The following is a 21,508-nucleotide window of genomic DNA, read 5'->3' on the forward strand; positions in this document are numbered from 1 at the left end:
TTGGGGTCAAGTTCAATGGCGCGGTTAAAGTCTTGTAGAGCTTCTGTGTATTGCTTGATTGAGTGGTAAGTTTCACCGCGACTTGCGATCGCCCACTCAAGCTTGGGGTCAAGTTCAATGGCGCGGTTAAAGTCTTGTAGAGCTTCTGTGTATTGCTTGATTGAGTGGTAAGTTTCACCGCGACTTGCGATCGCCCAGGCATATTTGGGATCAAGTTCAATGGCGCGGTCAAAGTCTTGTAGAGCTTCCGTGTATTGCTTCATTAAGCGGTAAGTTTCACCGCGCCAACCTAGAGCAATAGGTTGCCATTGTATTTGAATGCTGAGATTCTGTAGGACTGCGGTAAACATTTCAACCGTGACTTGATAACGGTCTTCTTCATAAGCTTTTAACCCATTAGTTAGTTGTTCACCCCAACGCTTAATTTCAACAGAATCAGCATCTTTACCAGCCTGAAGCATTGTTTCTGTCCATTGTTGGGCAAATTTACGTTGATTTTTAAGTGCAACGAGAAATTCATTGAGAGCTAAAGATAAACTTTTTTGCGGTGACTGACATAAGCTGTGGTACAACACATTTAAAGTGTGACTTTGCCAGCTAGGATCGCGCTGTTTCTTCTCTTCTTCTAATTGCAACTCATTCCGCAGGGTGTCGTAGTAATTTGCCAGCTTGCCATGTATCTCAGCCCAACCCTGCGGTGATGATAGGCGCTTGTGGCGTAACATAAGCATTTTGACGACATCGTGATAAGCCCACCCGTCAGTACGTTCGTTGACAAAGGATATTTCTTTTAGCCAAGTAAATAGCTCATCGGCTTCTTGTTCTCCTCTCAACTGAGCTACAATATCCCGATTCAAGCACCGAGCAATGGCAGCATCAAGAGCTACTTGTCGTCGTTTGGGTTCATCAACCCATTTTAAAAAGCATTCTACAGCACTGCTGCTAGGCTCGATTATTTGGTTAGGGTTATTTTGATAAGCGTCTGTTAGCATTCCCACTAGCAAGGGCAAGTTTCCAGAAAGGCGTAAAATCTCTTCAATATGCTGACTGTTGGTGATGCCTTTGCGAGTTAGATATTTTTGGGCTTCTTCTTCGGTAAAAGATTCCAGAGGAAAACTAACTATCAACCCCTCGTTGCTTGTCCAAAGATTTTTATCTAATTCATGGCGACCAGCAATAGTTATCAATATATTGAAAGATACTTGACCGTAGCGACCCTCTAGAATTTCTCGTAACCAGTTATCTAAAAATTCCCCAGTGCGTTCATAAGTATCAAAAAACAAGGCAATAGCAGTTTTCTCACAAATTTTAAAAATATCTTGTAAAAATAGTGGGGTCAGGACTTCCACAGGTTCTTGAACTAAGCGTACCTCATCTTTATTTGTGATTTTCTTAGCAACATAAGATGCCCATTCTCCAGCTTGGGTAGCTAAAGCATCCTCATCTACATAGTCGAATACAGCACCGCCAACGGGAACTTGACGCGCCAGACGCACACCAGTTTTAACTACAGTTTTTCCCATAAAAGCCGAAAAACCTTGAGGAGCATCTGGATCGGTTTCTAATTCTTGGCGCTTCTGACGGTAGACTTTGTAGCGTTCGGTAAACTGCGGCAATTTGTGACCTTGCCGCTCCAAGTCTTCAGCTAGACGACCCATCACTTCTGGTACAGTTTTTTCAGCTTCATCTATATAAGCAGTAATATTTTTTGCTTCTTCAGCAATTTTGCGAAACTGTCGTACAAGTGTGCTTTTACCAACCCCGCCTTCACCCCAAATGTTATACAAAAAATGACGGTGATCGTCTTCTACATGCAATGCCAGATTTTGGCGAAATTGATTTACTTGGTCTTCACGACCCACAAAACCTAATTGCTGACGTTGTTTAATAATATCTTGTAGGTTCTTGGGCTTGTTTTGTGGGTTCATTACAAGATTTAATTTTGAGGTACTAATGCCTACAGAATAACTACTAAATATACAAAGTGTATTTCGGAATTTATAAAATTTTTTAGTTAATTTTTATGCATTGAGCTTTTGAAGCTCGACGTTGACCTTCTCAGGTTCAATGTTGACCTTTTGAGGCTCAATGTTGACCTTCTGAGGCTCAATGTTGACCTTCTGAGGCTCAATGTTGACCTTCTGAGGCTCAACTTTGACCTTCTTAGGTTCAATGTTGACCTTCTAAGGCTCGATGTTGACCTTCTGAAGCTCAATGTTGACCTTCTAAGGCTCGATGTTGACCTTCTGTGGCTCAAAAATGCCCTGGTGACTTAGCGCTTTTTGGTAGAGTCTAATATGGACCTAACCCCAGCTAATACTATTCGGTTAGTCCTAAAAAATAACTTCAATGTAGGTTGGGTTGAGGAACGAAACCCAACATTTTCGAGAGTTTGTTGGGTTTCACTCTGTTCAACCCAACCTACAAATTTTCTTACAAGACGCAAAAAGGGCATAACAATGTTATGCCCCTACAAATTAGGTGTATTTTACTAAGTTGGCAACTGGTATAATTGTCTATTTTAAGCTCTAGATAACTGAGACTTCGGGTTTCTTTTTCTTAGAACGGCGGTTAAACCTGCGTCCCATCTCATCAATTACTGCATCCAAACCTGCGACATCACCGCTAGCTTTGGCATAGCTATAAACTGCTAATGCTGCTGCGTAAGCTTCGCTAGCAGAGGCTATACAGGTATCATCCACCAATTCTTGCAGTTGAGTTAGAGACAACAGCACCGGATACAAGTCCTCATATATTTCCAAATCTCGGCGCATCTCTTCTAAATCAAAAGAACGGGGCAAAAAGTTAGGGTTCTGTGTCGCCACTTCTAAAGCTTTGCTGACAAAAGCCCGACTTTTATCTCCCATCTTCAGCATCGTTCGCCGTTCTTCAGGGGTCAAATCTACCAAAAACGGTAACTTTTCTCTAATTGTAGCGATCGCTTGCATCACCACTTCCTTATCTGCTGGGGCTAGGCTGGCACTGATGCGATTCTCTGCCATTTTTAATACTCCTTTAGGGTACTTAATTTCAGTATTCCCAAAGTGATGGAGGTGATAGCATTCATTAGAGGGGAACACTCAAAAATACTTGCAATTGTCAATTCCCAACTCTGCTGTTAAAGTGTCTAAAAATATTCGCTCACCTGTCATGTGTTAATTTCCGGCTGACGTTTTGGTGTGCCATACAGGTAATGGTCATGTTGACTTGCCCAATCTTTGGGTGCATCAACTGTTCCAGTTAAACCTTCTAATATATCCCACGCATCAGCCACTTTAATTTGAGAATGAGTTAATTTCCTCAGAAACAATGGTAATCACATAGCGTTTGTTTGGTTCTAAATCAGGTAGAATATCTGGTCGCAAAACAGAACCATCAAATGTAACCGTTAAAATTTTGCTGATTGTTCTATTTCTCCTAACCGCTAATTACCGCGATCGCATCAATTTCTACCAACACATCTTTAGGTAAGCGCGATACTTGCACACAAGCCCGTGCTGGGGCTGTATCTTCCAGGAAATATTTCGCATAAACGGCATTCACCGCCGCAAAATCATTCATATCAGCTAAAAATACAGTGGTCTTCACCACATCTTGAAAAGTCGCTCCGGCTGCTGTCAGGATAGCTTCAAGATTAGCTAATACCTGCTCAGTTTGCTTTTTGACATCATCAGTGTAAACGACATCACCAAGGCGGGGATCGATGGCAATTTGTCCAGCTATGAATATAAATTGACCAGAAGCGGCGATCGCTTGATTATAAGGGCCGACTGGAGCGGGTGCGTTATCAGTATTAATTACTTTACGAGTCATAGATATTACTTTCTCTAACGATGTTTCCTGTTTATCGATTTCTGCTTCAGGTGCGATCGGCTTGTAGACTTCTCCATCAGGCATTATCGCACCACTCAAGTCAGCATCTTTAAAAGTTGCTCCATAGATATTTGCGCCAGTTAAATTTGCCTTCTTCAGATTTGCACCATTAAGATTTGCCATTATCAAATTTGCATCTGAAAGACAGGCTCTTTCTAGATTTGCTTCTTTTAGACAGGTGTTTGTGAGATTTGCTTGTCCCAGGTATACCCCAACTAAATCAGCCTCAGCTAGATTCATTCCTGACAAATTACATTTCTCCAAACTAACTCCCCGGAGTATAGCTTTATAGAGATTTGCACCTTGAAAATTTACTCCAGTTAGCTCTACCTGAGTAAAGTTTGCTCTAGTCAAGTCTGCTTTAGTCAGATTTGCAGCTTTCAAGTTTGCATAACTTAAGTCCGAACCGCTAAGGTCTGCCCAACTTAAATTAATTGATCCACCTTGCACCCACATCAAATTTGTACATCTTAGGGATGCTCTAGAGAAACTTGCTTCCCAAAGATTAGCTTTGGTCAGAGTTACTTCACTCAAGTCTGCTCCATTTAAATTTCCTTTGTATAAATCTATCTCACTCAAATCTTTGCTTTTGAGATCTACTCCTTGAAGATTTGCTGAATGAAATTTCCGTTGTCCTGCTGCGTATTTCTCTAAAAGTTCCTCAACGTTCATGATGCACCTTTAAATACCACTGACACAGTATAATTACAAAAACTTTGTGTCGCAGGTATTTCTCTCTTTTCTTGCTTCTCTTCGAGACGCTGCGCGAACGCGTCCTTTGTGCCTTTGCGGTTCGTCCCTCCTACCCCAACCTCGGACGTATCCCATAATGCCGATATCGCCAATAATCCCGCAAAATGCGATCGTGGTCAAAACATAAATTACCAGGCACACACCAATACTCAAAAATGCCTACACCCTTAGCATCATCTCCAGCCAGAGGTTCCCCTGTAGCTGTCGCCAAAAACACAATGCTAATCGTATGCTGACGCGGATCGCGATCGGGGTCAGAATACACTAGTAATTGTTCAACTAACTCTACTTGCAAACCCGTTTCTTCCTGAGCTTCTCGCCGCGCCGCCACTTCCACCGCTTCCCCATAATCTACAAAACCACCAGGAATAGCCCAACCTAAAGGTAGATTATGTCTTTCAATTAACACTATTGGCCGATGAGGTCGATCTACTAGTTCAATGATGATATCAACTGTCGGTGTAGGATTTCGGTAAGTCATAATATGTTAACAGTGAACAGTTAATAGTTAACTGTATTTGTTAGCTCTGTGACAACTGATAATTGATAACCGAATACTGTTCTGTGATAGATTCGATGCGATCGCCTAGCGTATCGTTCAGACAATAGCTTCCTCCCATAATTCAGATTACTTATGCCTTTTCCTAGATCAAGTGGTATTTTGCTGCATCCTACCTCCTTTCCCAGTCGATTTGGCATTGGAGATTTAGGCTTAGAAGCTTATCGTTTCATCGATTTTCTTAAAGAAAGCCATCAACAATATTGGCAAGTTTTACCTTTGGGCCCCACTGCATACGGCAATTCTCCGTATATGTGTTACTCGGCAATGGCGGGAAATCCCCTATTGGTTAGCCTAGAAAAACTGCGAGATGAGGGTTTGCTCACAGAAGAAGACTTTGCTAATTTACCAGGATTTCCAGAAGAAAAGGTAGATTACGAGAAGGTTGTGCCGATTAAGATTGGGCTACTCAAAAAAGCCTATGAACATTTTAGAGTGAATGCCACACCCATTCAACAAAAAGAGTTTGAAGGTTTTTGCGACAGCAAAGCCTATTGGCTAGATAATTATGCTTTATTTATGGCGTTGAAAGATGCCAACGAGAATGCAAACTGGCACACATGGCAGTCAGAACTTGTCAAGCGCGATCCTCAAGCAATGGAGCAAGTACAAGAACGCCTCAATGGAGAGATTTTTTATTACAAGTTTGTCCAATTTGAGTTTTTCCGCCAGTGGTCAGAGCTTAAAAGCTACGCTAATATGCGCGGTATTAACATTATTGGCGATATCCCCATCTACGTAGCTCACGATAGCGCTGATGTGTGGGCGCATCCTGAAATATTTTGCTTAGATCAAGAGACAGGAGCTGCTGCTCAAATGGCAGGAGTTCCACCAGATTACTTTAGCGCCACCGGTCAATTGTGGGGCAACCCGGTTTACAACTGGGAGGAATTGCAAAAACAAGACTTTAAGTGGTGGGTACAGCGCTTTGAGGCAATGCTGGATTATGTAGACATAATTCGTATTGATCACTTCCGGGGCTTCGAGGCTTATTGGGCTGTGCCGCAAGGTGAACAAACTGCCATCAATGGTAAATGGGTGGAAGCGCCTGGAGATGCTTTTTTTGAAGTGATTAGGCAAAAGTTGGGCAAGCTACCCGTCTTAGCAGAAGATTTGGGAGTAATTACACCAGGGGTAGAAGCGCTGCGAGACAAGTATGAATTTCCGGGAATGAAAATTTTGCAATTTGCCTTTAGTGCTGATTCCACTAATCCATTTTTACCATTCAATTATTCGCACAATGCTGTAGTTTATACCGGGACTCACGATAATGATACAACTATAGGCTGGTTCAATAGTGCTGAGGAGGAGGAAAAGCAAAACTTGCTGCTTTATTTAGGTTCTATCAGCCCTGATGGCATTCACTGGGATTTGATTCGCCTAGCTTTGAATTCTATAGCCAATCAAGCGATTATTCCCTTGCAAGATATTTTGGGATTAGGAAACGAAGCGCGGATGAATTTTCCCAGTATTGCTGAGGGGAACTGGGAATGGCGCTATCGAGCAGGAGCGATAACAGACGAATTGCGCGATCGCTTGAAAGTTCTTACCAAACTCAATGGACGTGCCCCGGAAGCCCACCAAGTCCAGTGAGGAGTGGGGCTGAGTGAGCAGGGGAGAAATCAATTCAAAATTCAAAATGACGCTCGCGGACTCGCTAACGCTGCGCTAACAAAATTCAAAATTGAAGATTCAATCCCAATGCCCAATGCCCCATACCCCACATTTTAAAATTTAGGCTTGGCAGCAATCCTAACTTCTTCCTCTTTCCCTGGCTCTCCCATTTTCTTAGCTTTCTCTTGATTGACGCTCACCAACACACCGCCAGCATTATCAGTTTTCACTGTCAGTTGCTCTTGGGCTTTCCAAATTCGGTGAGTTCCCTCTGGCAGAATACCCTCAAACTCGGTTTTGCCATCGGCTACTACACGAATCCAAGATGAGGCTTTCAAAGTCACACCAACTTGGACAACCTGTCCCTTTTGGACACCGCTAAGGGTATCGCTGACAGATTGTACCTGCGTTGACTCTTTTAGTTGAGCTATTTCTGGTTTAACAACGGACTTTTGTTTTGGATATGGCTGGTTTGGGCTATTACTTGCTTGTAGTAACGCGTTATTTAATAACTGAGATAAGCCATTTACAGAGCATACTATTAGTAATATGTAAAGAAAGTAAAGATGAATCGGACGTAGTTGAGCCAGGGGTGAAGTATTCCCTCTACTTAGAGGGCTAACTTGTGCAGAGCTGATCGGAAAAGTGCCAGAAAATTCTACTCCATTCAAGCCTAGTGCATCGGCAAATTGCCTGATCAAACCCTGAATATAGACTGGTTCTGGCAGTTCGTTTAAATTACCTTCTTCGATCGCCTGCAATAATCGTCTGGGAATCCTGGTCAATGCAACCACTTGCTCTAGAGATAAACCCTGTTCTTGACGCAATGCCCAAAGTTGAGCGCCTAATTCTGCCAACTTTTCGGCTCGTTGTTCCTCTAATGAAAGTGATGGCTGGTGATTATTTTTCTTTCTTAGCCATTTCATGCCTACTGACACTCCTTAATTCCACTGAATCAATAATTAGGTTGCGTTATCTGATCTTGCAAAAAGCGAATCTCATAATCTTTAAGAGAACGATATTTACCCTCTGACAAAAAGGGTTCTTTTAGAGTTTGTAATTTAATTGGGCCGATCGCAGTCCGATGCAGCTTGATTACTGGGTATCCTAACTGTTGAGCTATCCGGCGAATTTGGCGATTTCTTCCCTCCTGCAAGACTATTTCTAAAACACTCTGCTCGGTACGACGTTCTATGAGGTGTACCTTAGCGGCCCTGGTTTTTCTACCCTCCAACATCACACCTTGACGCCACATTTGCAGTACTGTTTCAGAAGGATGTCCTTTGACCAAAACATGATATGTCTTGGAAATACTGTGACGTGGATGGGTTAATCCAAATGTCAGTTCTCCGTCATTAGTCAGGATTAATGCTCCTGTAGAGTCTGCATCTAAACGACCAACTGGGTGAATACCTGAACCTTCCCGTAATTCTTTCGGTAGTAAATCTAGGACTGTTGGTCTTCGATGAGGGTCGTAGCAAGTCGAAACCACTCCCGGTGGTTTATGCAGCAATAGATATATTAAAGCCGGACGCTGCTTTTCGGATACAGGCTTACCATCAATTGCGATCGCATCTTTTTGGGGATCGACTTTTTGACCTAAATGTGCCAATACCCCATTAATCCGCACCCGTGAGTGCCTAATCATTTCTTCGGCTTCACGACGTGAGGCGATACCCCATTGAGCAAGAATTTTTTGTAACCGTACCTCCATGTGGAAATTGCTTATTTATTGTTATCAATTAAATAATATTTGCATTATGTAGCGAGTAGGCATAAATGTTACATTTAAAGCCTATTTAATTTATGTTCGGTTGTTGAATAAATACTCATAAATAAATTAGTTTAGATGCCAAATCAAAATTCCCAAACAACAAGTACAAATAAAATCCGCATAATTACGCAGGTACTCACAACAGCAGTCAAGCTCTGGTTAAGAGCGCAGGTCAGCCAAATATCGGAATTAGAAGTGGAGATTAAAGCTAGCGATCGCCAACTTTTCTCTGGACGCATTCCTTCGGTATCTGTTTTTGCTACTCATGCAGTTTATCAAGGTCTCCTAATTACACAAATTCAATTAATAGCAGAAAATATTCGGGTAAATATCGGTTCCGTACTCAAGGGAAAACCTCTGCGACTGTTAGAAACAGTACCAGTGGTTGGCGATTTAATCGTAGACGAGAAGGATCTGAATGCTTCTCTCTCATCTGATTTATTATCGACTGCTTTGAGCGATCTATTGGTTAAGGTTTTACCAACAGATTACCCGCAGTCACAACCAATCAAGTGGCAAGAAATTCTCCTTGGAAACAACCAAATTATACTGCGAGGTTTGAAAGTAACCAATAGTGAAACAACACCTCTAGAGATTTGTCTGGGCTTACAATTACTTAGTGGGCATGAATTGCAACTGACATATATCCCAATCAAGCTTGACCAGAAAGATATATTAAAGGACAATCATGAGTACAACCTGGATCTTGGCTCAGATGTCGATATCCAAGAACTAACGCTGATCCCAGGTAAGCTGGTATGTCGTGGGCGGATTAACGTTAACCCTTGATGATCACAAATTAAAAAATATTAATACTCTATTTTAAATGATATGGCGTCTAGTCGGGACTGGGGAGCAGGGGAGAAATCAATTCAAAATTCAAAATGACGCTCGCGGACTCGCTAACGCTGCGCTAACAAAATTCAAAATTGAAGATTCAATCCCAATGCCCAATGCCCCATGCCCCATGCCCAATTCACCTATTTACTAAGTAATGGCAAAAGCAAGGTCACAAAATAGTAAACCAAAGGAGCTGTGAAAATATAACTATCGGTACGGTCTAAAATACCACCATGACCAGGGATTAATTGTCCAGAATCTTTGACTCCAGCATCCCGCTTGAGCATAGATTCTGTGAGATCCCCTAAAAGACTAGCAATGCCAATTAGCAAACCCAATGCTAAACCAGTGAAGAGGGATTTAGGCAAGTGAAGATAATAGGCTCCTGCTATGGCTACAGCAACACTTGAAGTAATGCCAAAGACAGCGCCTTCAACAGTTTTTTTCGGACTAATGTCAGATAGACGGGTTTTTCCAAAGAATTTGCCAATAGTGTAAGCACCGATATCAGCTGCCCAAATACACAAAAAAGTCAGTAGTGTGGCTGTAAAACCTTGTGCTAAAGAAGCAGAATTTGCCTTTTCCCAGAAATCTGTCCAGGTTGTGGGCCAGTAACCTCCAAAAGGGAGATTGCTAAAAGTAGCGCTATCAATTGCTCGTAACCGCACCCAGTAACTTGGTAAATAACCTACGTAAAATAGCCCCATTATAGAAGCGGAAACATCAGCGATCGTGGCAAATTTGGGTTGAAACAGCAGGTAAAAACAAATAAGTGTGCCAGCTATTGGCATCACAGCATCAGCTAAACTGCCATTAAGGGTACAAATAACCAGTAAGATTTGGCTGACAGCCATAGTGGTTTTAGCGGCAGGAGCGATGCCTCTGGCTCGCACCAAATTAAAATATTCCTGTTGACCCAAAAAGATAATAACCGCAAAGATGATGGTAAAGTACCAACCCCCCAAAAGGGTTGCACAAAGAGCAAGAGCGATCGCAACAATTCCACTAATGATCCGAGACCAAGGCATAGAAGTATTAAATATTGGGAATGGGGCATTGGGAATGGGGCATTGGGCATGGGGCATTGGGCATGGGGCATTGGGATTGAATCTTCAATTTTGAATTTTGAATTTTGAATTTTGAATTTTGAATTGATTTCTCCCCTGCTTCCTCTGCTCCCCCTACTTCCTCATCTCCGTTTTCCTCTGTTGCCTCTTCCAATGCCCTATGACGCCACTTGACGGCAGTTGCTCCACTTGGGGAGACCCCAAGACCGCACTGCCTCCTCCACTTGGGGAGCCACCCCCGTGGGCGGGTTTCCCGACTTGAGGAGCCACTGCGTTGCGGGGGTTCCCCCCGTTGTAGCAAGTGGCGTGGGAGTGGCGTGAGACTCCAAGACTGCAGTGGCTCCCCCATGCCCCATTCCCTAATCCAGTTTCTCACCACTGAGGATAAAAATGGGATCAACGGCGGTAAAAGTTTGAGAAAAGCCTCGTGTCTCTAGGCGGTTAACCGCAGATTGGACAACTTCGATATTTCTAGCTCTTAATAGGGAAAAGCTTTGAGAAATAGCATACAGACTTTCTAAATTAGCAGCTGTGGCTACAACCCGACCGGATGGGGGCAAATAATGCCAAGCTGCTTGTAGAATTTCCTGGATAGGGCGACCTCCCTCGATACAAACGCGGTGAGGGGTAATTTTGAGGTCATGCAAACACTCTGGGGCGCTGCCTTCAACAACTTCGACATTTTTCACATCAAAGCGATCGCAGTTACGCTTGATCAGATTAGCTACTTCTTCATCCCTTTCGATAGCGATAATCTGTCCATCTGGACACAATAGCCCTACCTCTACCGGAATTGTACCTGTTCCGGCGCCAATATCCCACAACACAGAATCTGATTTTAGCCGCAATTGAGCAATCAATAGTAGTCGGACTTCTCGCTGGCTCAGGGGAATTCCTGGCAAATGCTCGAATAATTCATCGGGAATACCAGGGGTAATATAAGGCCAAAGTTGGGAGGGCATAGAACTACGCAATTATACTAAAGATATCGATTTGCCAAATTGAAAAGCTATAAGCTATAAAACTTTTCAACCGTAGCATTACAAGAAACCATAATGATTGGCGAAATTTTAGGCGATCGCTACGAAGTTCAGCAGCTATTAGGAAAAAAAGCAGGGCGGCGGACACTATTAGCTCGTGATTTGCAAACTCAGGAATTAGTTGTTATCAAATTACTCTCTTTTAATAGTGATTTTGAGTGGGATTCACTCAAGTTGTTTGAGCGAGAAGCCGAAACTTTAAAAAACCTAGCACATCCCTCAATTCCTGGCTATTTAAACTATTTTGAGGTAAATTTACCAACCATCAAAGGATTTGCTCTAGTACAAACTTATATTCCGGCACAAACTTTAGAGCAATGTTTACAAATTGGACGAAGTTTTACGGAAGCTGAAGTCAAACAGATAGCCAAAGCACTTTTAGAGATTCTTGTTTATCTACATAGGCTGTATCCGCCTATAATTCACCGTGATATTAAGCCTAGCAATATTTTATTGGGAGAGCGTTCTGGCAATAGTGTCGGTCAAGTTTATTTGGTAGATTTTGGCTCAGTGCAGACTGTTCTGGCCACAGAAACCGGGACAAGGACTGTGGTAGGAACTTATGGCTATATGCCACCAGAGCAATTTGGGGGACGCACTGTTGCAGCATCCGACCTTTATAGTTTAGGCGCAACCTTAATTTATTTAGTAACGGGTACTCACCCAGCCGATTTACCTCAAAAGGATTTTCGCATTCAGTTTGAACAACTGGCTAATCTCAGTCCCAGCTTTAGCAATTGGTTAAAGTGGATGATTGAACCTAGTTTAGAACGGCGTTTGAGTTCTGCTGACCAAGCGATCGCAGCCTTGGAGAAACCACAACCGACAAACTTGCATACTTTAGTTGTTGGCAAACCAGATGGGAGTAAGATTCAACTAACCAAAAATTGGGATTCTTTAGAAATTATCGTTCCACCGACTGGTTTCCATCCATCAATAGTACTCACAGGTGTATTTGCGATCGCCTGGAATTCATTTATCCTAATTTGGACAATTGTCGCTCTTTCGGCTCCTTTTCCTGCCAATATCCCCTTTGCCTTGTTTTCACTTCCTTTTTGGAGTGCTGGCTTGCTGATGGTGTATAAATTTTTCTTTAACTTGTTTGGATGCATCTGCTTACGCCTGAATTCCAAAGAAATTGCCCTAACCTGGGAGTTGTTTGCTTGGAAATCTTATCGTACCCGTGCATCACCAAGGCAAAGTGTTACTAAGTTGGTTTACATTCCCAAACATTTTATTAAAGATTCTGAAGGCACTAGAATTGCCGTTCCCGCACAATTGGATATTTGGGTAGGAGTAAAAAAATATCAGCTTGGTGGTAGTGGTGGTGCAATTAAATCTGAAGCGGAACTGGAATGGCTAGCTCAGGAATTAAGCAATTGGTTAGGTTTACCAATTACCAATCCAATTAGAAGTTAATTGTGCTAATTATTACTTTGTTCAACGTGTCCAGTTCTGTCTCTACTATACTCAGTATAAAACACATATACTGCATGAGTGCAGATACTTGGCGCATTGCCCTATTCATTAAGCAAATTGATCAAAAAAATAGCTAATAGTTTGAAAACTTATGCTTTTATGGATGATACTGTCTTCATAGACGTACAACTGTACTAACAAAGTTTAGATGAGACTTAATTGTAACCCTTACTACGAAACAAAATTTGGTGCTGCTTTTTTAGGAAACAGCCTAGAATTAATGGCAGGTATTCCCGACGAAAGTATCGACCTAATTTGCACCTCTCCACCTTTTGCACTAGTTCGTAAAAAAGAATACGGAAACGTTGATGCTGAGGAATATATTGAATGGTTTAAAGATTATGCAGCACACTTTTACCGTATTCTTAAACCAACAGGCTCACTAGTTATTGATATAGGTGGCAGTTGGATTAAAGGAATGCCAGTTCGTTCTCTATATCATTTTGAACTGGTTGTTGCTTTGTGCAAAGCAAAAGAAAAAGGCGGACTTGGATTTTATCTGGCACAAGAATTGTATTGGTATAACCCAGCAAAACTACCCACCCCTGCCGAATGGGTAACAGTTCGCAGAGAAAGAGTTAAAGATTCGGTAAATACAATTTGGTGGCTGTCAAAAGAACCGCATCCTAAAGCTAATAATAGGAGAGTTTTAAAGCCTTATAGCGATGCGATGAAAAACCTTCTCAAAAATGGGTACAAACCCAAAATTAGACCATCAGGGCATGATATTTCCGATAAATTTGGGAAGGACAGGGGAGGAGCTATTCCCCCCAATATTATTGATGGACGTTGCAGTACAGACAAGGAAGAAATAGGGCAGCAGACTCTTATACAAGAAATTTTGTTTGAAGATTTAGTCCAGCCTGTAAATGTGATTTCCGCCTCAAATACTGCTTCCAACGATTATTATCAACGTCGTTGCAAAGAAGAAGGTTTTAAGCCACATCCAGCAAGATTCCCTCAAGCTTTACCAGAGTTTGTCATCAACCTTTGTACAGAACCAGGCGATATTGTTTTAGAACCTTTTGCAGGTTCTAATATGACAGGTCGAGTTGCAGAAACTTTACAAAGACGCTGGTTAGCTTTTGAGATCGATGAAGACTACATCAGAAGCTCAAAACTGAGATTTGAAGAAAATGTTCCTTTAGTTGTTGAACCTTTAGTAGATTTACCACCAATAGCAATAGAAAATACTGATAATAACCAGTCAGTACAGTTAGGACTGTTTTAAAATAATTCGTAATTCGTAATCATAAATAGATGGAATATCTGGGAATTAAAGTTAAAATTAATGTTTGATTAACCAACGTGATGGATGATTAATCATATTCAACAGACCAGATAAAATTTTATTATAACTTCCGTGAAGTTCTCGTCCTCTTTGCATATCCATATAGTTGCATTTTACCGCAAATTCAATCCAAGTCTGAGTTGCAGACACTTTAGCTTCACAATCGTTCAAATTAGCGACAAATTCTGCCTCATAACGACGTTTATACCAAGCTTCTGCTATGTTCGCACATACAGAACGTGAAGCACAACGAATTTGGTTAGTTAAAGAATATCGTTCCTCTACAGGAAACTTCTTTGATAGTTCAAAAATTTTCATTGCCGCTTCAAAGGCAATTTTATAAATTTCCAAGTCGCAGGATTTACTTTCTAAACTTTCTGGAGAATAGCCAAAAATCGCCTGATTTTCTGGCTCCTCTAACCTTTCTTGTAGATAGGTGAAAATGGCCTGAATTCCTTGCTCAATAATCTTAAGCGGCGGTGAGCCTAATTCTGGATTGTTGTCGAGGTCTACATATTTCAGGCTAGAGAGTTGGCAAATTCCTGGTGGTAGGCTGCTCAGTTGATTGTTATTGAGCTGTAGCGTTGTCAGATTGGAGAGTTGGCAAATTCCTGGTGGCAGGCTGCTTAGTTGATTGTTATTGAGCTGTAGCGTTGTCAGATTGGAGAGTTGGCCGATTTCTGGCGGCAGACTGCTCAGTTTATTGTTATAGAGGTATAAGTTTGTCAGATTGGAGAGTTGGCAAATTCCTGGTGGTAGGCTGCTCAGTTGATTATTATTGAGCTGTAGCGTTGTCAGATTGGAAAGTTGGCAAATTTCTGGTGGAAGACTGCTCAGTTGATTGTTATTGAGGTACAGCGTTGTCAGGTTGGAGAGTTGGCCGATTTCTGGCAGCAGACTGCTCAATTGATTGTTATGGAGGTATAAGCTTGTCAGATTGGAGAGCTGGCAAATTTCTAGCGGCAAGCTGCTCAGTTTATTCCCATCAAGGTGTAGCGTTGTCAAATTGGAGAGTTGGCAAATTTCTAGCGGCAGGCTGCTCAGTTGATTGTTATATAGGTATAGCACCGTTGCTTTTTCTTTAGCAGCTTCTTCAATAGTTTGCAACAGTTTTTGCAACAGTTTTTCTTTTTTCACCTGCAAACCTTACTAACTCTGTAGCGATATTTACCAGAATAGTGTATCGCAACTTCTGCGATCGCACTCCCGCATAACTAGTATGGCGAAGGTATTGTTTTATTGATTTTATTTATATCGTGTTTCTGCAAGAGGGTCGAGCACTTATCAGTGGCGAACTCATCGGATTTGAGCCATCAATGTCTATATTTAATTACAGATGCCTTAGAGGAAATTTATATGTTTGGACTGGGATGGCCAGAAATAGCTGTAATTACCATAGTCGCTATTCTAATTTTCGGCCCAAAAAAAATTCCTGAAATGGGGACTGCACTGGGCAAAACCCTACGAGGTTTTAAGGAGGAGATGAAAACTCCCAGTGAGGAAACCAATCAGGAAGAAGAAAAACAGTAATTAAAGGAGTTAGCAGGAGCCAGCGCACTGCTAACTCCTGATTCCTGACTAAAACAGGGTATTAACAACAGAAGAAGGTGTGCTCCCATTTTGGGAATCGATGATAGTTGTGCCGGGATTTTGTTGGTGTGTCTCTTCCTTGGCTAAACCACGCAGCTTAATTAACTTAATCGCGCGAGTAACACTTTCTGGTAAAATTACCACCAGACTGTTATCAGGAGCCATGTCTAAGCCTTTATTTATCGCTTGGGTTTCATCCAAAATCGATTCATAGCGGCTTTCAGGCTTAACTTCCGTGATACCTTGAATAATCAACTGGGCAGCTGAACCACGTAAGCGTCCCCGTGTATCATCGTCTTCTTTGATGATGATGTAATCAAAAATTTGTGCTGCTAATTTACCCAAAGTAACAAAGTCTTCGTCGCGGCGATCGCCTGGCCCGCCAATTACACCAATCCGTTGTCCCGTAGTCCAGTTCCGCACAAAGGAACCTACAGCTTCGTAACTAGCTGCGTTGTGGGCATAGTCCACCAAAGCGTGGTAGTTGCCTAAATTAAATAGATTCATTCGTCCCGGTGTTTGGCTAACTGAAGCCCGGAAGGTCTTCAAACCAGCACGAATCTGCTCAATTGTGACATTTTGCACAAACGCTGCCAAACTGGCTGCTAAAGCGTTGGCAATCATAAACGGCGCACGTCCGCCCATTGTTAAAGGTATATTTTCGGCTCTTTCTATGCGGTGTGTCCAATCACCTTTAACAATTGACAAATAGCCATTTTCATATACTGCCGCGACTCCACCCTTTAGGATGTGCTTCCGCACCAATTCCGAATTGGGGTTCATCGTGAAGTAAGCAATATTAGCCTTAGTTTTTTCTGACATGGCGGCGACGCGGCGATCGTCAGCGTTAAGTACCGCATAGCCATCAGGGAATACAGCTTCTGCTACTACACTTTTGAGGTTAGCTAACTGCTCAATGGTATCTATATCGCCTATTCCTAAGTGGTCGGCGGCCACATTCAATACTACCCCTACATTTGCGGCTTCAAAGCCCAATCCAGAGCGGAGAATACCACCGCGAGCCGTTTCCAGTACTGCTACTTCTACTGTGGGATCTTGGAGGATGAGGTGGGCACTTTGGGGACCTGTGTTATCGCCAGCTTCTACTAAGTAATCACCGATGTATGTTCCATCAGTAGTAGTATAACCTACTACTTTTCCAGTTTGTTTATAAATATGTGCTAGTAGTCGCGTCGTGGTGGTTTTGCCATTAGTACCCGTGACACTGAGGATGGGAATTTGGCTAGATTGCTCGTTAGTAAACAGCATATCCATCACTGCGCCAGCAACGTTGCGGGGAATACCTACGCTTGGGGCAACGTGCATCCGAAAACCGGGAGCGGCATTAACTTCGACAATCACGCCATCCACTTCCCGCAGAGGACGGCTAATATCCGAGGTGACGATATCGAGTCCGGCGATATCCAAACCGATAATCTTGACTACTCGTTGTGCCAACCAAAGATTTTCTGGGTGAATTTCATCGGTACGGTCTACGGCACTACCACCTGTACTCAAGTTGGCTGTTGCTCTGAGATAACAAATAGTGCCCTTGGATGGCACGCTATTTAGAGTATAACCTTGCCTTTCTAGGAGCTGGTAGCTAGTGCGGTCTAGTTCAATCTTGGTCAGGACGTTATCATGTCCTTCACCGCGATTTGGGTCAAGGTTGGTTTCTTCAATCAGTTCAGCAATGGTGGATCTGCCATTGCCAATGACATGAGCCGGGACGCGCTCGGCTACTGCTACTACTTTCCCATTTACCACCAGTACTCTGTGGTCGCGCCCAATGTAATATCTTTCGACAATAATTGACCGGGAAACTTGTCTGGCAGCTTCGTATCCGGCTTCAGCTTCTTCCCAAGTTCTAATATCAATGGTAATGCCACGTCCATGATTGCCATCCAGGGGTTTGATGACGATGGGATAGCCGCCAACAAATTCAATGGCTTGTTCCAAATCGTCTAAAAAGTTGATTACTGTACCTCTGGGTACTGGCGCACCAGCAGCAGCAAGGATACGTTTAGTGGCTTCTTTATCGCAAGCTAGTTCTACACCCAAAATGCTGGTGTTGTGCGTCATTGTCGCCTGCATTCGCTTCTGGTTGACGCCGTAGCCTAGCTGAATCAAAAAGCGGGCTTCCAGCGCCATCCAGGGAATACCTCTTTTTTCTGCTTCTTTAACGATCGCTTCCGTGGAAGGGCCTAAAGAAGCATCACGGGAATAGTCTTTCAGGTCTTGGATATCTTGCTCTAATTCTGCTTTGGGATAACGGCCTCGATCAACGATACTCTGGCACAGCCGTACTGCGGCTCGTCCAGCGTAGCGTCCCGCTTCCTCATTCAGGTATTCGATTACTACTTGGTAAATTCCGGGTGTGGCAGTTTCGCGGGTGCGACCAAAGCCGACATGCATCCCAGCTAATTCTTGGAGTTCTAAGGCTACGTGTTCCACTATGTGGCCGATCATAGTGCCTTCTTTAACTCGCATCAGAAAACCACCACGACAGCCAGGCGAACAATAGTGGCCCTCCAGACTTGGCAGCGCCTCAACTAATCCTTCATAAAAGCCAGGGATTTCATTCGAGGGCGTCTCGCCAAGGTTTTCTAAATCGAGGCGCATGACGATCAGTTTGTGGCGTCGAATGCTCCAATAGTTTGGGCCGCGTAATGTCTGGATCTTGAGAATTCTCATGGGAATAGGTAGATGGAGATTCGGAACCAAAATTCTAGTTTCTTACTGAAATTGACCGCTAAACTGTTCATTCAAAACAGTTTTTTCTTTTTACATGGTATTCTTATCATTTTTCTACGGTAAGAAATAATAAATGTGCGGTCAACTCAGTGTAACCTCAGATACTCTATCCCGTCAGCTGGAGATTCGGTGTACAGCAGGCAATACAGTCCGCTGGTACAAGTGGAAGCGATCGCCGTAGCTGAGGATATGAAGACGTAAATTATGCACGGTTAACGGTTCATTAGCACCGACATAGGGTTCGTTGGTATGGGTCAGCTCGGTGGGATCGACAATGGTGACACTACCTTTACCCATAACTTGTAGCCAACCATCACGTTCAAACACTGCACAAGTATCTTCGTCAATGCCAATACCTAAGCGATCGGGATGAGCTGCGATCGCACTAATCAGTCGCCCCATCCGATTACGGTTGTGAAAGTGTTGGTCAACGATTACTTCTGGAATAAATCCCAAACCCGTTGCCATATCCACTAGGGAACGATTGGGCGCCTCTCCACTACCACCGCCAGCAATCATGTGATGCCCCATCACCGCCGCTCCTGCACTGGTGCCTGCTAACGTAAGTTGCCCCGCCCTCACCCGTTGACGAATAATTTCCATTGCTGGCGTATCTGCCAATACGCCACAAAGACGCAGTTGATCTCCTCCTGTCAAAAATACCCCACTACAGGCTTCTAAGGATGCTTTGATCTGGGAGGCTTCACACTGTTCTCGTTCGCGGATGTCTAAAATCTCTACCTTCTGGGCACCCATTTCTTCAAAAATGCGAATATACCGACCACCGATAATGGCAGGTTCGCGAGAGGCAGATGGAATTATTGTAATATAAGCCTTACTAGCACCGGCGCGTCCAAAAAAAGTTCGTAGGATTTCGCGCCCATGAACTTTATCTTCTGCACCTCCGATAACCAGAACGGCGGTTTTAGTTGCTTGGGGTGTCCTCATTTCTAGCGATTCAGCTTGTAATTGCGGCATTTTGGTTCTCCTGTCAACAACTTCAGGAGCCATCGCCTTGGTGTTCGCATAGCGTCTCCGTCAGGAGAGGCAGTCGCTCAGAGGGGGTTTCCCCCATGAGGAAATGCCGTGCATGGTTCCCCGGCTTGTGGCGAATGGCGTGTGAATTTAACAAGGTTCAGTTGCCTGATAATTTTTGCACTTTGCTTCTTTGAGAGAACACTTTTTGGAAGTTTGGAACTAGGGAAAGCCACTCTCCAAATTCTCGCTTAACGCTCGCGTTGCCTCAGTCTAAACGTGTTTGTTCCCATTCCTCTCTCGCCAACGCCTTGTTTTTCACCTGTCCACTTGCGGCAGGGCAAAATAGTCTTTAAGTAGCTAGATTCTCCCTTTAAGATTGGGGACGAGCAATTAAGACTACGCTTTTTTCTGAGGCTGGCTCGATGCATCCTGGAAGTTGTTAACTTGATATGATTATTAATTTAAATGTAGTTGTGACAACATTTAAACATAAATTAAGTAATTAGAAAAACTTTTGCTCCCATCTAAAATCCAGGAGGTCTGGTAGTTTTAGATACTATTGATAAAGTTTAACTGGAGTTTAACCCGACCTTGGCTTGCTGGTGTTTGCTAGACATTCATTCTTTAGATTAGTATCCTCGAATACGAATAACTGTGCGCTTTGATATAGTTACGCTTTTTCCTGACTGTTTTAACTCTGTTCTCAATTCTGGGCTGCTAGGTAAAGCCTTAGCCAAACAGATTGCCGAAGTGCATCTGATTAATCCACGGGACTTTACTACTGACAAACACCGAAAAGTAGATGATGAACCCTACGGCGGCGGTGTTGGGATGCTAATGAAGCCAGAACCTATTTTTACCGCTGTAGAGTCGCTGCCGATTCTACCCCGAAGAGAAATAATTTTGATGAGTCCACAGGGTCAAGCAATTAATCAACCTCTTTTGAAAGAATTGGTGACAAATTATGACCAGTTAGTAGTTATTTGTGGGCATTACGAAGGAGTGGATGAGAGGGTGCTACATTTGGTAACTCGTGAGGTATCTTTGGGCGATTTTATTCTGACTGGTGGGGAAATTCCAGCAATGGCTTTGATTAATGGTGTAGTACGGCTAATACCAGGAACCGTCGCCAAAACTGAATCCCTGACAGCAGAAAGTTTTGAGGAAGGGTTATTGGACTATCCCCAATATACTCGTCCTGCGAATTTTCGCGGCTTGAAAGTGCCTGATGTCCTACTCAGTGGGAATCATGCAGCGATCGCCCGGTGGCGTTACGAACAACAAATTCAAAAAACTCGCGATCGCCGCCCTGATCTGTTGGAGAAATGGAAGCAGGGGAGGCAGGGGGAGCAGGGGGAGAAAAATTAATGACCAATGACCAATGATAAATGACAAATGACAAATGACAAAAATTCGTATTGGTAACGGCTACGATATTCACCAACTGGTGAGCGATCGCGCTTTGATTTTAGGTGGAATTCAAATTCCCCATGAACTGGGTTTATTGGGGCACAGTGATGCTGATGTTCTGACTCACGCGATTATGGATGCCATGCTTGGGGCATTATCTTTGGGCGATATTGGTTATTATTTTCCCCCTAGCGATCCTAAATGGGCAGGAGCAGATAGTTTAGTACTATTAACTCAAGTACATCAATTGATTCGGAATCAAGGCTGGCAGGTAGGAAATATTGACTCGGTGATAGTAGCAGAACGTCCAAAATTAAAACCGCATATTCACAACATGCGCGACAAACTAGCGGCAGTTTTAGAATTACAACCAAATCAAATTGGCATCAAAGCTACTACTAACGAAAAATTAGGTCCTGTTGGACGTGAAGAAGGTATATGTGCTTATGCTGTTGTCTTACTAGGTGCTTCAGAATAACTTTCTTT

At 43.1% G+C, this 21,508-nt stretch carries 21 protein-coding genes and 1 pseudogene; 8 read left to right on the plus strand and 14 right to left on the minus strand.

Annotation, left to right across the window (positions count from 1 at the left end; translation table 11 throughout):
- Positions 1–1,928: tetratricopeptide repeat protein (locus tag V7K56_RS31550; protein WP_334917180.1), on the minus strand; the 1,928-nt coding region annotated here is incomplete at its 3' end.
- Between the two features lie 108 nt (positions 1,929–2,036).
- Here V7K56_RS31550 and V7K56_RS31555 point away from each other — a divergent pair.
- Positions 2,037–2,276: a hypothetical protein gene (locus V7K56_RS31555; protein ID WP_334917182.1), complete on the plus strand. Its 240-nt coding sequence runs from the start codon at positions 2,037–2,039 to the stop codon at positions 2,274–2,276.
- Positions 2,277–2,528: 252 nt separating this feature from the next.
- Here the strand turns inward: V7K56_RS31555 and V7K56_RS31560 are convergent, their stop codons facing one another.
- The 4 genes from V7K56_RS31560 to V7K56_RS31575 form a co-directional block, all read right to left on the minus strand.
- Positions 2,529–3,002 carry a hypothetical protein gene (locus tag V7K56_RS31560; RefSeq protein ID WP_334917184.1) on the minus strand — a complete coding sequence of 158 codons (474 nt, stop codon included), beginning with the start codon at positions 3,000–3,002 and terminating at the stop codon, positions 2,529–2,531.
- A 146-nt stretch (positions 3,003–3,148) separates the two neighbouring features.
- Positions 3,149–3,274, minus strand: a complete 126-nt coding sequence (locus V7K56_RS31565) for a hypothetical protein (protein ID WP_334917186.1) — start codon at positions 3,272–3,274, stop codon at positions 3,149–3,151.
- Between the two features lie 143 nt (positions 3,275–3,417).
- Positions 3,418–4,545 carry a Rid family detoxifying hydrolase gene (locus tag V7K56_RS31570; RefSeq protein WP_334917188.1) on the minus strand — a complete coding sequence of 376 codons (1,128 nt, stop codon included), beginning with the start codon at positions 4,543–4,545 and terminating at the stop codon, positions 3,418–3,420.
- A gap of 130 nt (positions 4,546–4,675) precedes the next feature.
- Positions 4,676–5,107, minus strand: a complete 432-nt coding sequence (locus V7K56_RS31575; protein ID WP_334917190.1) for an NUDIX hydrolase — start codon at positions 5,105–5,107, stop codon at positions 4,676–4,678.
- Between the two features lie 153 nt (positions 5,108–5,260).
- On the opposite strand from V7K56_RS31575, the gene malQ reads away from it, so the two are divergent.
- Positions 5,261–6,778 carry a 4-alpha-glucanotransferase gene (gene malQ, locus V7K56_RS31580; protein WP_334917192.1) on the plus strand — a complete coding sequence of 506 codons (1,518 nt, stop codon included), beginning with the start codon at positions 5,261–5,263 and terminating at the stop codon, positions 6,776–6,778.
- Positions 6,779–6,912: 134 nt separating this feature from the next.
- Here the strand turns inward: malQ and V7K56_RS31585 are convergent, their stop codons facing one another.
- Both V7K56_RS31585 and V7K56_RS31590 read right to left on the minus strand, forming a co-directional pair.
- Entirely contained in the window at positions 6,913–7,725 is an 813-nt protein-coding gene (locus tag V7K56_RS31585; protein ID WP_334917194.1) for a helix-turn-helix domain-containing protein, read from the minus strand.
- Positions 7,726–7,754: 29 nt separating this feature from the next.
- Positions 7,755–8,513 carry a pseudouridine synthase gene (locus tag V7K56_RS31590; protein WP_334917197.1) on the minus strand — a complete coding sequence of 253 codons (759 nt, stop codon included), beginning with the start codon at positions 8,511–8,513 and terminating at the stop codon, positions 7,755–7,757.
- A gap of 135 nt (positions 8,514–8,648) precedes the next feature.
- Here V7K56_RS31590 and V7K56_RS31595 point away from each other — a divergent pair, with 135 nt between their 5' ends.
- Positions 8,649–9,362, plus strand: coding sequence for an LmeA family phospholipid-binding protein (locus V7K56_RS31595; RefSeq protein ID WP_334917198.1), 714 nt, complete (start codon positions 8,649–8,651; stop codon positions 9,360–9,362).
- 191 nt (positions 9,363–9,553) lie between these two features.
- Here the strand turns inward: V7K56_RS31595 and V7K56_RS31600 are convergent, their stop codons facing one another.
- Genes V7K56_RS31600 through cbiT form a run of 3 tightly spaced genes read right to left on the minus strand, consistent with a single transcriptional unit; the run spans position 9,554 to position 11,442 of the window.
- Positions 9,554–10,441, minus strand: coding sequence for a phosphatidate cytidylyltransferase (locus tag V7K56_RS31600; protein ID WP_334917200.1), 888 nt, complete (start codon positions 10,439–10,441; stop codon positions 9,554–9,556).
- 7 nt (positions 10,442–10,448) lie between these two features.
- Positions 10,449–10,829 carry a hypothetical protein gene (locus V7K56_RS31605; protein WP_334917202.1) on the minus strand — a complete coding sequence of 127 codons (381 nt, stop codon included), beginning with the start codon at positions 10,827–10,829 and terminating at the stop codon, positions 10,449–10,451.
- A gap of 10 nt (positions 10,830–10,839) precedes the next feature.
- Positions 10,840–11,442, minus strand: coding sequence for a precorrin-6Y C5,15-methyltransferase subunit CbiT (gene cbiT, locus V7K56_RS31610; RefSeq protein ID WP_104905801.1), 603 nt, complete (start codon positions 11,440–11,442; stop codon positions 10,840–10,842).
- Positions 11,443–11,535: 93 nt separating this feature from the next.
- Between cbiT and V7K56_RS31615 the strand changes: the two genes are divergently transcribed.
- Positions 11,536–12,939, plus strand: coding sequence for a serine/threonine protein kinase (locus V7K56_RS31615; protein ID WP_334917204.1), 1,404 nt, complete (start codon positions 11,536–11,538; stop codon positions 12,937–12,939).
- A 208-nt stretch (positions 12,940–13,147) separates the two neighbouring features.
- Positions 13,148–14,230 carry a DNA-methyltransferase gene (locus V7K56_RS31620; protein ID WP_334917206.1) on the plus strand — a complete coding sequence of 361 codons (1,083 nt, stop codon included), beginning with the start codon at positions 13,148–13,150 and terminating at the stop codon, positions 14,228–14,230.
- A 57-nt stretch (positions 14,231–14,287) separates the two neighbouring features.
- Here the strand turns inward: V7K56_RS31620 and V7K56_RS31625 are convergent, their stop codons facing one another.
- Positions 14,288–14,686: a four helix bundle protein gene (locus V7K56_RS31625; protein WP_334917354.1), complete on the minus strand. Its 399-nt coding sequence runs from the start codon at positions 14,684–14,686 to the stop codon at positions 14,288–14,290.
- A 108-nt stretch (positions 14,687–14,794) separates the two neighbouring features.
- Positions 14,795–15,427, minus strand: a pseudogene (locus V7K56_RS31630) (leucine-rich repeat domain-containing protein); the annotation flags it as partial.
- A 219-nt stretch (positions 15,428–15,646) separates the two neighbouring features.
- Between V7K56_RS31630 and V7K56_RS31635 the strand changes: the two are divergent.
- The gene (locus V7K56_RS31635) at positions 15,647–15,820 is read left to right on the plus strand and encodes a Sec-independent protein translocase subunit TatA/TatB (RefSeq protein WP_334917356.1); all 174 of its coding nucleotides are present in this window, start codon (positions 15,647–15,649) and stop codon (positions 15,818–15,820) included.
- 48 nt (positions 15,821–15,868) lie between these two features.
- Here the strand turns inward: V7K56_RS31635 and cphA are convergent, their stop codons facing one another.
- Both cphA and V7K56_RS31645 read right to left on the minus strand, forming a co-directional pair.
- Positions 15,869–18,574, minus strand: a complete 2,706-nt coding sequence (gene cphA / locus V7K56_RS31640) for a cyanophycin synthetase (protein ID WP_334917358.1) — start codon at positions 18,572–18,574, stop codon at positions 15,869–15,871.
- Between the two features lie 174 nt (positions 18,575–18,748).
- Complete coding sequence (locus V7K56_RS31645) at positions 18,749–19,612, minus strand: cyanophycinase (protein WP_334917208.1); 864 nt, start codon at positions 19,610–19,612, stop codon at positions 18,749–18,751.
- 654 nt (positions 19,613–20,266) lie between these two features.
- Here V7K56_RS31645 and trmD point away from each other — a divergent pair.
- Complete coding sequence (trmD, locus tag V7K56_RS31650; RefSeq protein WP_334917211.1) at positions 20,267–20,980, plus strand: tRNA (guanosine(37)-N1)-methyltransferase TrmD; 714 nt, start codon at positions 20,267–20,269, stop codon at positions 20,978–20,980.
- Positions 20,981–21,014: 34 nt separating this feature from the next.
- On the plus strand, positions 21,015–21,500 hold the full coding sequence (gene ispF, locus V7K56_RS31655) for a 2-C-methyl-D-erythritol 2,4-cyclodiphosphate synthase (RefSeq protein ID WP_334917213.1): 486 nt from the start codon (positions 21,015–21,017) through the stop codon (positions 21,498–21,500).
- Positions 21,501–21,508: the final 8 nt, after the last annotated feature.

The organism is Nostoc sp. (genome assembly GCF_036917535.1).
Taxonomy (GTDB): Bacteria; Cyanobacteriota; Cyanobacteriia; order Cyanobacteriales; family Nostocaceae; genus Nostoc.